General features: G+C 34.6%; 15 protein-coding genes and 1 pseudogene. 5 read left to right on the forward strand and 11 right to left on the reverse strand.

Annotation, left to right across the window (positions count from 1 at the left end):
- Positions 1–12: 12 nt before the first annotated feature.
- From ACQVD9_RS13420 to dksA, 9 genes and pseudogenes are all read right to left on the reverse strand, one after another.
- A complete protein-coding gene (locus tag ACQVD9_RS13420) occupies positions 13–1317 on the reverse strand; it encodes a homoserine dehydrogenase (protein ID WP_264746450.1) in 1305 nt (434 codons plus the stop codon).
- 81 nt (positions 1318–1398) lie between these two features.
- The gene (locus ACQVD9_RS13425) at positions 1399–1935 is read right to left on the reverse strand and encodes an outer membrane lipoprotein (protein WP_264746451.1); all 537 of its coding nucleotides are present in this window, start codon (positions 1933–1935) and stop codon (positions 1399–1401) included.
- A gap of 905 nt (positions 1936–2840) precedes the next feature.
- A complete protein-coding gene (locus tag ACQVD9_RS13430) occupies positions 2841–3089 on the reverse strand; it encodes a terminase small subunit-like protein (RefSeq protein WP_413774163.1) in 249 nt (82 codons plus the stop codon).
- Between the two features lie 316 nt (positions 3090–3405).
- Complete coding sequence (locus ACQVD9_RS13435) at positions 3406–3579, reverse strand: YhfL family protein (RefSeq protein ID WP_264746453.1); 174 nt, start codon at positions 3577–3579, stop codon at positions 3406–3408.
- A gap of 384 nt (positions 3580–3963) precedes the next feature.
- Positions 3964–4125 carry a hypothetical protein gene (locus ACQVD9_RS13440; protein WP_264746454.1) on the reverse strand — a complete coding sequence of 54 codons (162 nt, stop codon included), beginning with the start codon at positions 4123–4125 and terminating at the stop codon, positions 3964–3966.
- Positions 4126–4565: 440 nt separating this feature from the next.
- Positions 4566–5105: a hypothetical protein gene (locus tag ACQVD9_RS13445; protein ID WP_264746455.1), complete on the reverse strand. Its 540-nt coding sequence runs from the start codon at positions 5103–5105 to the stop codon at positions 4566–4568.
- Between the two features lie 269 nt (positions 5106–5374).
- Positions 5375–5548, reverse strand: a pseudogene (locus ACQVD9_RS13450) (Arm DNA-binding domain-containing protein); the annotation flags it as partial.
- A 219-nt stretch (positions 5549–5767) separates the two neighbouring features.
- Entirely contained in the window at positions 5768–6649 is an 882-nt protein-coding gene (gene gluQRS, locus ACQVD9_RS13455; RefSeq protein ID WP_264746456.1) for a tRNA glutamyl-Q(34) synthetase GluQRS, read from the reverse strand.
- 24 nt (positions 6650–6673) lie between these two features.
- Complete coding sequence (dksA, locus tag ACQVD9_RS13460; protein WP_413774200.1) at positions 6674–7084, reverse strand: RNA polymerase-binding protein DksA; 411 nt, start codon at positions 7082–7084, stop codon at positions 6674–6676.
- Between the two features lie 445 nt (positions 7085–7529).
- Between dksA and ACQVD9_RS13465 the strand changes: the two genes are divergently transcribed.
- The 4 genes from ACQVD9_RS13465 (at position 7530) to ACQVD9_RS13480 (ending at position 11166) form a co-directional block, all read left to right on the forward strand.
- Complete coding sequence (locus ACQVD9_RS13465) at positions 7530–8702, forward strand: pyridoxal phosphate-dependent aminotransferase (RefSeq protein ID WP_264746458.1); 1173 nt, start codon at positions 7530–7532, stop codon at positions 8700–8702.
- A gap of 3 nt (positions 8703–8705) precedes the next feature.
- Positions 8706–9422: a DNA/RNA nuclease SfsA gene (sfsA, locus tag ACQVD9_RS13470; RefSeq protein WP_264746459.1), complete on the forward strand. Its 717-nt coding sequence runs from the start codon at positions 8706–8708 to the stop codon at positions 9420–9422.
- A gap of 130 nt (positions 9423–9552) precedes the next feature.
- Complete coding sequence (locus ACQVD9_RS13475) at positions 9553–10218, forward strand: fumarylacetoacetate hydrolase family protein (RefSeq protein WP_264746460.1); 666 nt, start codon at positions 9553–9555, stop codon at positions 10216–10218.
- 27 nt (positions 10219–10245) lie between these two features.
- Positions 10246–11166 (forward strand): SdiA-regulated domain-containing protein, encoded by a 921-nt coding sequence (locus ACQVD9_RS13480; protein ID WP_264746461.1) that lies wholly within the window; start codon positions 10246–10248, stop codon positions 11164–11166.
- Here the strand turns inward: ACQVD9_RS13480 and yccS are convergent.
- Positions 11163–13358: a YccS family putative transporter gene (gene yccS, locus ACQVD9_RS13485; protein ID WP_264746462.1), complete on the reverse strand. Its 2196-nt coding sequence runs from the start codon at positions 13356–13358 to the stop codon at positions 11163–11165. The two genes, ACQVD9_RS13480 and yccS, sit on opposite strands and share 4 nt — an antisense overlap.
- 171 nt (positions 13359–13529) lie before the next feature.
- Between yccS and ACQVD9_RS13490 the strand changes: the two genes are divergently transcribed.
- Positions 13530–14768, forward strand: a complete 1239-nt coding sequence (locus tag ACQVD9_RS13490) for a TIGR03862 family flavoprotein (protein ID WP_264746463.1) — start codon at positions 13530–13532, stop codon at positions 14766–14768.
- Here the strand turns inward: ACQVD9_RS13490 and ACQVD9_RS13495 are convergent.
- The gene (locus tag ACQVD9_RS13495; protein ID WP_264747911.1) at positions 14743–15318 is read right to left on the reverse strand and encodes an rRNA large subunit pseudouridine synthase E; all 576 of its coding nucleotides are present in this window, start codon (positions 15316–15318) and stop codon (positions 14743–14745) included. The two genes, ACQVD9_RS13490 and ACQVD9_RS13495, sit on opposite strands and share 26 nt — an antisense overlap.
- Positions 15319–15335 lie beyond the last annotated feature (17 nt).

Consider the following 15335-nt stretch of genomic DNA (forward strand, 5'->3'; position numbering starts at 1 on the left):
TAATACACTTTATTAATTTAGCTGTTCAACACGAACACGTACTACTTGCCCCTCTACACCCTCTAAGGCTTCAAGTGCAGTAATCGCATCATTCATTTTTGCTTCAGTTACTTTATGGGTAAGTAAAATCATTGGGACTTTACCATCCATTTCTTCTAACTCTTTTTGCATAATAGATTCAATATTAATACCACGCTCGGAGAGGATAGTCGCCACTTGAGCCAATACACCTGGAGAATCTTTAGCTTGAATTCGTAAATAATAAGCCGTTTCACACTCAGTAATAGGTAATACAGGTACATCAGATAATGCTGATGGTTGGAATGCTAAATGAGGCACACGGTTTTCAGGGTCAGATGTCATCACTCGCACAACATCTACTAAATCAGCTACCACTGCTGAGGCTGTTGCATCCATACCTGCACCTGCACCATAGTATAATGTTGAACCTACTGCATCACCATTTACCATTACAGCATTCATTACGCCGTTTACATTAGCTAGTAATTTCTCTGCTGGGATTAATGTCGGATGTACACGTAATTCAATACCTTGTTCTGTGCGTTTTGCCACACCCAAATGTTTAATACGATAGCCTAAAGCATCTGCATACAATACATCTTCAGAGGTTAGTTTAGTAATACCTTCTGTATAGGCTTTATCAAACTGTAAAGGAATACCAAATGCAATAGACGCTAAAATAGTTAATTTATGTGCAGCATCAATACCTTCCACATCAAAGGTAGGATCAGCTTCGGCATAACCTAACTGCTGCGCTTCTTTTAATACATCAGCAAACGCACGGCCTTTTTCACGCATTTCAGTCAGGATAAAATTACCTGTACCATTAATAATACCAGCCACCCAATTAATTTGATTACCCGCCAATCCTTCACGAATTGCTTTAATAATTGGGATACCGCCAGCCACTGAAGCTTCAAAAGCAACAATAACACCTTTTTCTTCTGCCTTAGTAAAAATTTCATTACCATGTACAGCAATCAATGCTTTATTAGCAGTAACTACATGCTTACCATTTTCAATTGCTTTAAGTACTAACTCACGAGCTAAGGTATAACCGCCAATTAACTCAACAACAATATCAATTTCAGGGTTATTTACTACATCAAAAACATCTTCCGTAATAGGGGTGCTACCTGTTTGACATTGTGGGTTAATAGAGCGAGCTGCAATTTGTGCTACCTCAATATCTCTACCTGCGCGACGAGCAATCTCTTGCGCATTACGCACTAATACATTAAAAGTACCACCACCGACAGTACCCAACCCACATATGCCAACTTTTACTGGTTTCAAGCTAATACTCCCACCTATTAACAAAATTAATGCGCAACATTACGAGGCTACGCGATATTAGTCAATAATTCTTTTACAAATTCATGGATTATTTTTTGGTTGCTGCTGATCCGCTATATTCTGTCCTGTCTGCGCTATACGCACTTTGTTATAACTATTAACAATAATATAAACTCGATCACCAACACGAATAATCTGGTTAGGGTCTACCTCTTGTACAATAGAAATTAAACGACCATCTTCACCATCTTGTTTAATAATCATTTCTACGCCATCAGTACGAGTTAAGCCTTCTTCGGTTACTGTACCAATTAAACCTACAGCCACTGCACCAATCACCGCCCCTACCACAGCACCAGCCGCATCACCAAATGAATTAGCCCCACCTGAAGCACCAGCAGCACCTCCTGCAATAGCACCAGCGCCAGCACCTACACCGCTTCTCGAACCATCTATTCTAACAGGTCTCAAATTAAGAATCGTACCCAAGGTCACATTTTGTATATTACGTACTTCTTCTCTTCCATAAGTTTTACTGTCTAATTTAGGCATACAACCAGCAATACCTAACAATAATAAAAGTACTGTTAATACTGTAATATTCTGCGTAATTTTCATAACTTTTCCTAAATATGAAGAATTTCTTAATACTGTCTATATTACCTATTATGCCACAGATAATATGATACTGAAAAACTAATAGAAGCCAGTAAATACAAATAAGAGAGGTATAAGATACTTTATAAAATGATGACTAACTATCGTTCTTATTCATTTTACATTGAAATACAATCGATTTCTTTAGAGATAACACTAACCCCTTAACTACTCTTCTATTAGTGTTACCCCTAAGAAACCAAAATCAATGATGATTATAAATTATTCTCGATATACTCTTGTACATCTCTATCAGCATAAGAATTGTCGTACGCAATACCTAAAAACTCCATTGATTTAGCTGCTGATTGTACACAACTAATTTTTACTTTAAATCTATCTGTTTATTTTTAGCAGTTCACTAAAACTTATCTTATATCATAGTAAACTAATATTAATTTAGACTTAAAACAACAAATATTTTATATAGCCACTGTTATTTCTTGTTTTTTAGGAATGGAATAAAATACGATGAATAAGATATTAATTTTATTGATATATTCTATTTTAATTTTTAATAACACCTCTATTTACACTCTTATTCTATATTTTATCTATTTAATAAAGGCCATTAATTTAGTAATAGTATTATTATTTTTTAACTACAAATAGCAAATTTTAATTTTTAATTTCGCAGGTATAAAAAAATCCCTAATTTCAAAAGTTGTTTACCTTAACATCTATTTAACTATAAGTCTTGTTAATCAATAACTTTCATAAAATAGCTTATTGAAAAATGTTTACATTAATGTTTACTTTGTTGTTAAGGCGGGTTACTTCTGGGTTACTCTTTTTTATGGACTCAGATAATTCAAAATATTTCTATAACTAACTTGATCTATAGCGACTTGATAAACAACTTATAATTATTGTTTTGCTTTATTGGCTAAAGCTACTTGATTGCATTGTTCTAATTGTTCGTCTGTTAGCTTGACTAGGTCGCGTTTTCTTTGTTCACCTATAATAATATTAAGGGCTGTCGGTTGTTGCGTAGTTGGATGTGGCTCTGGTTTATTTCCGTAAACTCTAGGCTTTAATTTAGAAGCTATCCACATCCTAGTTTGTATCTGTAGTTTAGCCTTAGTTAATGCGCCACCTGTGCAATAACACAGCAAGTAGTTTAAAAAGAGGGTTATATTAGCAAATCACTATTTTTATTAAATTATGGTTACTGTAACAGGTGCTTTTTTATGGACTGACAAAATTATATAAGTGTTATTTGCTCGCGCATGAGGGTGGTTACTCTCTGGTCACTTTTCGCGCGTTGGGAGAGTCTTTTTTGGTTCTCTAAATAAAAAACTTTAAATTATAAGAATATTATTCTTACATTAATATAAAGAATTTTCTTATTTTTAGAAAATTCTTTATATAAGTATTAAAAATCTTAAAAAGCCTACCTAGTGACTAATTGCAAGACTTCATATCATAAAATTATTTATGGTTAGCTACAGGTCCACAGCCACCAATTACTTTAGAGATAGATACATCTGGGTGCAGGAAATAATCATAACTACAATTTCTTTCATTATTATAAACATGGCCAGTACAACCAGAAAGAAAAGCGACAATAGAAGTGACAGCAATTAGTTTAATAAAATGTTTCATAACATTAATCCTTAGTATATAAATCATTAAATATAAAAATATGGGTTATCTATCCCCAAGTTAATATTAGCACGTCGCTAATAATCATAAAAAAATATCTCTGTTTTTCAGATTTAACAAATATGATTTTCCTTGTGTAAGGGTAGTTACTATCTAGCCACCTTGTCTATTAAATAGAATAAATTATATGTGTGCATGGGGGTGGTTCTCGTGGTTCTTTTTTGTTCTCTCAATAAAAAAACTTTAGCCCATAATAAATACAAACTAAAGTTATAAGCTTATGTCTATCAAATATAAAAAATGGTTAACTATATTTAACGAGTACAATAATAATATTATTGATTCTGTTTATTAATTAGCTAATAGGCTAATTGTTTTATCTGGCTAGCTAGGATTGTTATTGTTAATTTTTAACCAGTAATAGCTCGATTTCGCGATATTAGTCACTATAACAGGAGCTTTGTGTACTAACCCTATTAAATCAAACTGATCTATTAATCTATGTTGTAGTAGATAATCAGGGGTAACATTAAGTATATCAGCCATTTGATTAAGCCATGTTTGCTGTTGTATGGTTAGTTCGGTTAATTAGAGTAATTTCAGGACATCTTGAGAGTACACCAACAATTCACTTTTTATAATGTCCTTATGCTGTTTTATATGGTTGGCTATTTCTTTCGTCACTAGATGAGTATGTGCAATATAAAAGGGCAATAGTTAAGGCGTTTAATAGAAGATTTTTTGTAATACAGTTTGTATTTGCATTTATTTAAGTATGCTTAAATTTTTAGTTATTTTTATACGACTAAATTTGTATTTTTAGTTGCATTTCTGCGCCACACTCAATATTTTAGATAGAGCTTATCTTTGTTGTGGGACAGGGGTTAAATAGGTACGTTTAATACATAACATTGATTCTTTTTTGCTTTAGCAAGAAAAAATGATATTAAAAATCCCCTGACTAATTCTAGAAAGGGGCTTCATTTTTAAGGATTATAAACTAACTGGCTGTCAACCATCGTACCAATATATTGGCCTCTGTATATCTCACTATTTGACCACTCTATGTCTGAAGGCAACCCGATAAGTTTTACCATATGGTTTACTGAACGAGCCTTAAACTTTAATCCACCAGCTTTATTATCAATTATTGTTAAACTTTTTGTATCATCAGCAAAATATCCTAAAAAATTTGCTAATATTAAGGGTTGAAAATTAGTTTGCCCTTCTGGAAACTCAAACTCTATATGAGAAAGCTCATGATATTCTGTATATTCAGATAATCCCGTAGTGATTAAAAGCTTAACTCCAGAAGGAACAGGTTTGGTAGTGGAAAAACAAAAACTTATATCATAATTAATATAATCATTTAACCCCCAGTTGGTTAAACCATATTGAGTTTTTCCTTGATATATTTCAGTAAAGATATTATTAACATCTAATGGTCCTACAGAGGAATAGGTTCGTGCAGAATTATTACTACTAGCAATATATAAATTATTAGGCGCTCTATTACCATTTGCCATTTTTAAATCTCCTTTGTTGTTTAATGGAGATTACATTATAATTAGCATAAGCTTTTGATTCTTCTTGCTTTAACAAGAACAATAGACATAAAAAAACCAACAATTAAGTTGTGTTTTCTTAGTAAGAATTTTGAATTATAGTAATATTATTTTAATGTCAGTTTTTTTCACGCTCTTAAACAATGATAGAAAAAGCCCTTATTTTGTAAACATTACCGTTATAATTAAAGGAGCACAATGATTACATTGTAAGGTATAGGTAAAAAGCGTTATTTTGTAAGGTTTGCAAATTTGGCTTTTTCTCTTTTTTTACTGGCTTCTTTTAAAGTAACCTCTGGATAATTGCCAAAAGTTAACTCATTTTCACGCTTATCAGGTCGTTTAGATTTTAACCGCCAACTTCTAATACCGTTTTTCTTAACTAATAAGAATAGGCCACTACCATCAAATAATTTATAGGGTTTATCTTATGGTTTTGCAGTATTAACTTTGTTGTCTGTTAGAGGGGTTATTAATCTAGCCATGATTTAACCTATAGTAAAATTAATTTAATATTTACACCCCTACTTATACCCCTATTTTGATTAGCCATCCATAGATAAATGAAAATTTATCATTGTACATAATTCTATATTTACAAATACTTAGATAATATATTTATATCAATATGGATGTGTGTAAACCATAAATTGATTTTTAGGAATTAAATCAACACACCAATTAGTTATTGCATAATTTAAAATTTGTTGTGGTGTTTCTTTATATAAGTTTGTTTCTACAGGTTGACCTAAAACTTCTAGCGCTGTTATTAACAACTTACTAGCTTCTACTATAGGTAGAATAGGTGAACACTGTGTTTTACTTAACTTATGGCCATTTACATCTAACAATATGGGAACATGTAAATACTTTGGCATAGAAAACCCTAGTAGTTCTTGTAAGTAAAGCTGCCTAGGCGTTGAATCTAATAGGTCTGCACCCCTCACAATATCAGTAATCCCTTGTTCAGAGTCATCTAGCACTACCGCTAACTGATAAGCAAAAAAACCATCTCGACGCTTAATAATAAAATCCCCAACTTCTTGCCCCAAATGCTGAGAGAAATTACCTTGCACACGATCAATAAACTGATAAATTAACTCTGGTACACGAATTCTAATAGCGGCGTCTAAACGAGGCTTTAATGCATCACGACAAAAATTTGGATAAATTGAATAGTTTTCTAATTGTTTTCTTGAACAGGTACAAGCATAAGCTAGTCCATTATTAAATAGCTTATCTATTACCAACTCATAATCAGCCAAACGACTGCTTTGGTATAAAATTTCACCATCCCATTCAAAACCATAAGCTTCTAAAGTGCGTAGAATATTTTCCGTAGCACCTACCACTTCCCTAGGAGGATCAATATCTTCAATACGAATAAGCCATTTGCCATTTGCTGCTTTAGCATCCAAGTAAGAAGCCAAAGCAGCAACTAATGATCCTAAATGCAAACCCCCACTAGGAGTGGGGGCAAAGCGACCAATATAAGGCTTAGGCATAGCTAACAAAGGATAACAAAAATACTATAGACCTGTTTGCTTCTCTTTTATCTCTGCTAATGTTTTACAATCAATGCAAAGTGTTGCTGTTGGACGCGCTTCTAAGCGGCGAATACCAATCTCAACACCACAAGAATCACACCATCCATAATTATTTTCTGCAATCAATTGTAACGTATCATCAATTTTCTTGATTAATTTACGCTCTCTATCACGAGTTCGTAGTTCCAAACTAAACTCTTCTTCTTGAGTTGCTCTATCTGCTGGATCTGGAAAATTAGCAGCATCATCCTGCATATGCTCAACTGTACGAGTCATATCCTCTACTAGCTCTGCGCGCCATTTTTTAAGAATCCCTGCAAAATGTTCGCGCATTGCTTCGCTCATGTATTCTTCACCTTTCTTTTCTTTATAAGGTGTGAATCCTTGACCGATAGTTTCTTCAGAACCTTTCTTTTCTGGAGTTTTTTTAGCCTTAGCCACTGCTTTTCCCTCTTTTTAAAACAAACCACTTAAAGGATATTAAACCTTTATTAATAAGCTTTAATAAAAATTTGACGGCGCAAATTATCAGATAGTGAGAAACTAATCTAGTACTACTTTAGTCTTTCTCTATCATTTAACCCATTAAATTAAAAAATTTATGCAGTAACGCAAAAATAATTAACTTAATATCATTAATCCTAGCATTAATCAACAATCAAAATAACTTGTACAATATAATATTTCCTAAAATACTACAAGGTAAAATGTACAAAGTTTAGTGAATAGTTCCTTACAAAAAAGAATAAGTGATATAACAATTAGTATTGACTTAATTATTTCTTAATTTTGTTATCATATAATATTTAATCAAGGATATAACAAGGCATTTACCCTTATGAATAAGACTTTCACTAAACGTAGTGAATCTATTGAGCCCTTTCAAGTCATGGCTTTATTAGCTAGGGCAAATGAATTACAAGCTGAAGGTAAGCAAGTAATACATTTAGAAATTGGTGAACCAGACTTCACCACAGCTGAGCCAATTTTAGAAGCTGCCAAAGCGGCTATTGATGCGGGCTATACACAGTACACACCTGCACTTGGCTTACCTGCGTTACGTAAAGAAATAGCTAAACTCTATAAAATACGCTATAACCTTGATATAGACTACAAACGTATTTTAATTACCCCTGGTGGTTCTGGTGCCCTACTATTAGTCAGTGGTTTACTGGTCGAAGCTGGTCAGCACTTGCTAATGGCTGACCCTGGTTACCCCTGCAACCGAAATTTTTTAAGGTTGGTAGAGGCCGATGCAAAAATGATCCCCACAGATCATACTAGCAATTACCAACTAACCCCTAAACTACTAGAACAACATTGGGACAACAATACAGCAGGTATTTTAGTTGCCTCACCTGCTAATCCAACAGGCACTATTTTAAATAAAGATGAATTAGCAGCACTTGCCAAAACTTGCCAACAACATCAAGGTTATTTTATTTCAGATGAAATTTACCATGGTTTAACCTATGGCGTAGAGGCACCTAGTGCTTTAGAAGTAGATGATAACGCTTATATTCTTAACAGTTTCTCCAAATACTATGGAATGACTGGCTGGCGTTTAGGTTGGTTAGTAGCTCCACTAGAAGCTGTAGATAGCTTAGAAAAATTTGCACAAAACGTTTATATCAGTGCTACTAGTGTTTCTCAATACGCTGCATTAGCTTGTTTTAAACCCGAAACACAAACTATTTTAGAGGCACGTCGAGCAGAATTTGCCAAGCGTCGTGACTTTTTATTACCTGCTTTAACAGAGCTAGGTTTTAAAATTAAAACTAAACCTGATGGTGCATTCTATCTTTATGCTGATGTTTCAGCCTTTACTGATGATGCTTATAAATTCTGTTATTACTTTTTAGAAAATCAACATGTTGCTTTTACACCTGGATTAGATTTTGGTAACTATCACTCTAATCAACATGTGCGCTTCGCTTATACCCAAAGTTTGCCTGTATTAGAAGAAGCTGTTAACCGTATCGCTCGTGGCCTACAAAACTGGCAAGGTTAAACAATGCAATTTGATCCCCCTTTAGAAGAAGCAATACTTATTAAACGTTATAAACGTTTTTTAGCAGATATTAAAACTGCAACCGGTGAAATATTAACTATTCATTGCCCAAACACTGGTTCTATGCTTAATTGTATGAGTGAAGGTTGCCGCATTTGGTTTAGTCGCTCAACAGATCCTAAACGTAAATCAGCAGGTTCATGGACACTATCTGAAACACCACAAGGTAGGCTTGCATGTGTTAATACACATTTAGCTAATAAGCTAGTAGAAGAAGCCCTACAGCGAGGTGTTATTAAGGAATTACTAGGGTTTAATCAACTACGTCGTGAAGTCAAATACGGTCAAGAAAATTCTCGTATAGATTTTTGTCTAGATTATCCTAATAAAACCACTACTTATTTAGAAGTTAAGAGTGTCACTCTTGGGTATGATAATAGTGATATCGCAGCCTTTCCGGATGCGGTAACTAGTAGAGGTAGTAAGCACCTTAGAGAGTTAGCCGAATTGGCAAAACAAGGAACCAATACTGTTCTTCTTTACTGTGTTAATTTAACTAATATTTCTGCTGTCAGAGCATGTAAAGAAATTGATGCAAACTATGCTAAAACACTGCAATTAGCTCATCAAGCAGGAGTAAAAATTTTAGCTTATAGTTGTAATATTACTCCACAAGAAATTGCAGTTACAAAATCTATAGAGGTTATTTTAGATAGTTAAAAGTGAACATGTTTATAATTAAAAATAATTGTTATTTTAAGCAGTTGTTTTCTACTATAAAATTAACTAACTTATTAAAGTTTAATAAGTTGCTAACAACGATAAATTATTTCTGGTTTGAGTTTTTACTATGAGTTATCAACACCAATATATTGATGGTACAACTATTCATTTTGCTGTAGGCAAAGTGGTATGTGTAGGGCGCAATTATGCAGAACATGCAAAGGAATTAAACAACCCAATACCTACTGAGCCTATTTTATTTATTAAACCAGCTACATCTATTGTCAGCAGTAATGGCGGTTTTACCATTCCACACCATCGTGGCGCTGTCCACTATGAAGCTGAAATTGCGGTACTCATTGGTAAACAACTTGCTGGCTCTGTTAGTCAAACAGATGTAATTGAAGCCATAGCTGGTTTTGCACCTGCCTTAGATCTAACACTACGCGATGTGCAGGCAAAACTTAAAGAAAAGGGCTTACCTTGGGAAATATCTAAAGGTTTTGATGGTGCCTGTGTATTAACACCATTTGTTCCTGCGAGTAATTATCCTAACCTAACAGATATCGATATCCGTTTAACTATTAATGGAAATATTTGTCAACAAGGTAATAGTAGCGAAATGCTCACACCTATTGTGGAACTTATTCAATATATTGCTAATAATTTTACCTTATTACCAGGTGATGTTGTATTAACAGGTACACCAAAAGGTGTTGGCCCTTTAAATACAGGTGATAGATTAGTGATGGAACTACCTGAACACTGTCATTTTGTATCTGAGGTTATTTAAGCTCTCATTGATGAGAAGGTATTTAAATTGGCTAAATTTTTTACTAAAAAAATAACTATCTTTATAGTTATTCTACTATTGTTAATTATCTCACTTTATTTTGTTAATCAAAAACTTCGTGTTTATGACCGTGTTGCATACAGTATTAAAGAATGGCGCCATGCTAATGAATGGAAAAATAAATCCCTGTGGCTGCCAGATTATAAAGTTATCATAGAAGCAAAACCTATCAAAACTATTGATAACAATCTATCAGGTCTAACATGGAACCATGACACAAGAACGCTATTTGCCGTTGTCAATAATCCACAACAAATAATTGAACTATCCACCACAGGTGAATTATTACGTAGTATAAAACTAACAGGTTTTGGTGATCCTGAAGCAGTTGAATACATAGGAGATGAACGCTTTATTGTAGCCGACGAAAGAAGGCAAAAACTTATTAAAGTGATTATTACACCTACTACCACTGAAATTAACACGGAGGGCCTACAACAACTTACACTTGGTATGGGCTTAACTGACAACAAGGGAATTGAAGGGCTAGCTTGGGACTCTGCAAATAAAAAGCTTTATGCTGCTAAAGAACGTGACCCTATCCACATCTATGAAGTAACTGGTTTCCCACAAAAACCTAATACAACCATGGATATAGAAGTAGGCAATAACCCTAACCGTGATCAACGTTTGTTTGTTCGTGATGTATCCAGTTTAGACTTCAATCAACAATATCAACATCTATTAGTACTATCTGATGAATCTAAATTAATTGTTGAGATTGATAAAAAAGGACGCCCTATTAGTAGCCTATCATTAAGATTCGCAAAAGGACTCACTAAATCGATACCACAAGCTGAAGGTATAGCAATGGATGATGAAAACAATCTTTATTTAGTGAGTGAGCCTAATCTATTTTATGTGTTTAAGAAAAAGACCAGTGACTAATTAGTCACTGGTTGTTCTATTGCCTGATGTTGCAATTGTGCAGATAATGTTCTAATACGTATTAGTTGCCTACAAATTAACGCTAATTCTGTTAGTACTAGTTTTAAATTATCATCCATTTCTTCGGGTAATTGTTCTAATTCTTTAGCTAATGACTCCTCTGTCTCACTCTTTAATTTAACAGGCTTTTTCAATAAAAGATCATTGGCTATTTCATCTAAGTCATCTGCAATGGTAGATATCACTCTTTCTAGTAAAGCATCTGTTTCAGTATCATCCTGCAATGTTTCTCGATGTGCACCTAAGGCTGATAAGTAACTTAGCACGGTATGAGAAACCACTAGAAAGCGAAAACCTGCATCGGCATCTTTTCTAAAGTAGCCAGGCTCTAATAACATACTGGCTAATGCACTTGATAAGGCAGCATCTGCATTATGGGCATTACGACGGGCAACTCGATAATCTAAATCATCTTCCTTGCCTGTCTCATATTGGCGCATAATTTCGCGTAAATAACGACTGCTAGTACTTAAGGTATTAGCTAAAACTCTATTTAATTGTCTACCCTGCCAATCAGGTAAAATTAAAAACACCGCAAAACCTGCAATAGCACAACCAATAAATGTATCCAATAAGCGTGGCATAATCATGGTAAAGGCTGAGCTACCCATTTGATTAAAACAACACAAAATCATTAATGTAATAAAAGCTGTCGATAACGTATAACGACTTACTCGATAAGCAAAGAATAAAACCCCTGCGATAATAGTAATAATCGATTCCACAATTAAACTAGGGAACAATGTAATCAATGCCCAACCACTTACCACCCCAATAACTGTACCTATCATCCGTTGCACTAGACGCACTCTTGTTGCACCATAACTTGGTCTACAAACAAATAGTGTTGTCAGTAAAATCCAAAAACCATATTCAGCATTTAATAAATGCATTAACCCATAACCCACAGAAAGAGCAATGGCTATACGTACAGCATGACGAAATGTTAATGAAGTAAAAGAAAGATTTTGTTTTAAACGAATAAATGCTTCTTTAAAAGTATGTACTTCTCGATCAAATAAACTAATATCTTGATGGGTTAATGCATCAGGGTTTTTAGCATCCACTAACTTTTGCTCTAACACGGTTAAATTTTGTGCTAAAGCACGTACTGAGCGTAATAATCTTCTATTGGTTTCTGGCTGTTGTTTCACATAATCAATAGATTTTTTTAAGTCCTCTAAAGCTTCTGTACTTTCACTGTAAGCAAAGGGTTCCTTTAAACGAATGGCTTTAGCTAATAACTGACAAGCCCTACCTTGATGGTGTAACAATAACTGACAACGAAATAATACATCACTATGAAAAAATGCTTCACTTAACGCATCATAAGGATAATGCGATGAACTTGCTCGCTCATGAATATCCTGAGCAATAAAGTAAAGTTTTAAATAACGGCTTACCTGAGGATTATGACGGCTACCTTTCATTCTATTTAATATGGTTTCTTTTGCCACATTAAGGGCAGCTACTACCTTGCCATTTTGTTTAGCTAAAGCTAATCTCCTTTCCTCAATATCTAAGCGCCTAACGGGCTCTATCAAAGTTGCTTTAATTCTTAGATATTCACCCAACTCATAAAATAAACTCGCTAATGCATATAGCACAGGTTGATGAGCAAATAGAAAACTCCAAACAACCGATAACACTCCATACCATGCAGCACCAACGATTAATGCGATACTATCACGCCAAATATGTGGATTATTCATCTCAATATGTTGGCTAACACTAATCATAGTATAAATAGAAAGAATTAATGTCGCCATGCCAATGGTACTGTAACGACTACCAATAGCACCCAACAAGGTGAGAAAAAAAGCAGAGGTAGCAAGACCTACAGCAAATAACCATGGATAAGGGAATAAGATAGTAACAGAGGCAGATGTAATACTAAAACAGACTAATGTTACAATAAGAGCCTTTAATCTTCCCTGCCAATTATCATCAGTCTCCGCTAAAGCACTTGCAATAATACCTAAAAATAAAGGTACTAATAATGATAATTCATCTCGCCACCAACATACTGCCATTACTCCTGTTAAAGCAATAAATACCCTTATACTATAAGCAACCCGCTCTAGCGACCATAAATTATAGAGTGTATTTGTTAACGAACGACTGCCCGCCATTATTAATTAAAACCTCAATCTGTTTTTTCTGATGTTATATCGCTATATAATAAACTAAATCCATGCATACATTTTAAGATTGTTATAGCATACAGCCTTTATTCAGCTTAGCCTATTAGCTATTCTATTAATATTAAGTGATTTATAATAATCCTTATTTATGGCTAATTTATGACAACCAATACTGATCAACCTGTTATTGCTATTATTGGCGGAGGGCCTGCTGGCCTTATAGCGGCTGAAGTTATTAGTCAGCAAGGTTTTAGTGTGCATATTTTTGATCGTATGCCTTCAGTAGGTAGAAAGTTTTTATTAGCAGGTATTGGTGGTTTAAATATCACTCACTCCGAACCTTTTAATCAATTTAGTCAACGTTATATCCCTACTAACAGTCTAACACCCTATCTACAAAAATTTAGTACAGAACAGTTGCTAAGATGGTGCCATGGTCTAGGTATTGAAACCTTTATTGGCAGTTCAGGACGTATTTTCCCCAAAGAAATGAAGGCAGCGCCCCTATTACGAGCATGGCTAAAACGTTTACGAGAACAAGGTATACAATTCTATACGCGACATACTTGGCAAGGTTGGGATAGGGAAAATAATCTTATTTTTACTACCCCTGCAGGTATCAAAAAACTCACTGCTAATGCTACTTTATTAGCCTTAGGTGGTGCTAGTTATCCTAGACTAGGAACAGATGGCCAATGGTTAAGCTATTTACAACAAAGACAAATTAATTGTTCTGCTTGGCAACCATCAAACTGTGGATTCGAAGTTAAAGGTTGGTCTAGTATTTTTAAAGAAAAATATGCAGGCTCGCCAGTTAAACAAGTCACCTGTTCTTTTATAGATGCACAAGGAAAACAGCAGCAACAGCTTGGTGAATTATTAATTAGCCAATACGGTGTAGAAGGCAGTGCCATTTATGCTTTATCTACTCCGCTACGAGAAACCATTAATAAACAAGGTAGTGTTACCCTATACCTTGATTTATTTCCTCAAACCTCTTTAGAAAAGCTACAACAGCAACTAAGTAAAACGCAAGGTAGCCAATCTATTAGCAATTTTCTACGTAAGCAAATTAACCTTAAAGATATTAAAATGGGCTTAGTAAGGGAATTAGCTCCACAAGCCTTACAAAATTTAGCTAATCTACCCAAACTATTAAAAACTTTACCTATCATTTTAACCAAACCTAGACCCCTAGCAGAAGCTATCAGTTCTGCTGGCGGTGTTTGCTTTGATGAGTTGACCAATAATTTGATGTTAAAGAAACTGCCCAGTGTGTTCTGTGCTGGAGAAATGCTTGATTGGGAAGCACCAACAGGCGGTTATTTATTAACAGGCTGTTTTGCCACAGGCTATGCCGCTGGCTTAGGGATTATTGATTACCTTTCGGTAATATAGCAGGTACCTCTCTCCATTCACCTTGAGCCAATCCATCTAATGTCCAGTCACCTATTTTCACTCGTACTAAACGTAAGGTAGGTAATCCTACTGCTGCTGTCATACGTCGTACTTGTCGATTACGCCCTTCTCGTATGGTTAAAGCTAACCAATGGGTAGGTATAGTTTTACGAAATCTTACTGGTGGATCACGCTCCCACAAATCAGGCTCATCAATCAATTTAACTTGTGCAGGCAATGTTAAACCATCTTTCAACTCTACCCCTTTTCGCAACTGCTCTAGTTGTTGTTCAGTAGGTGTCCCTTCTACTTGTACCCAATAGGTTTTAGGTAATTTAAATTTAGGATCAGCAATTTTAGCCTGTAATTTTCCATCATTAGTTAATAGTAATAACCCTTCACTATCTCGATCTAATCGGCCTGCAGGATAAACACCTTTAACATTAATAAAATCCTTTAAGGTTTTTCTACCCTGCTCATCAGTAAACTGGGTGAGAACATCAAAAGGCTTATTAAACAGCAATAACTTGCTAGGCTCTGCTGCAACCAGCTTTTTTTGAAAGTTCT

Source organism: Entomomonas sp. E7T21 (genome assembly GCF_058693955.1).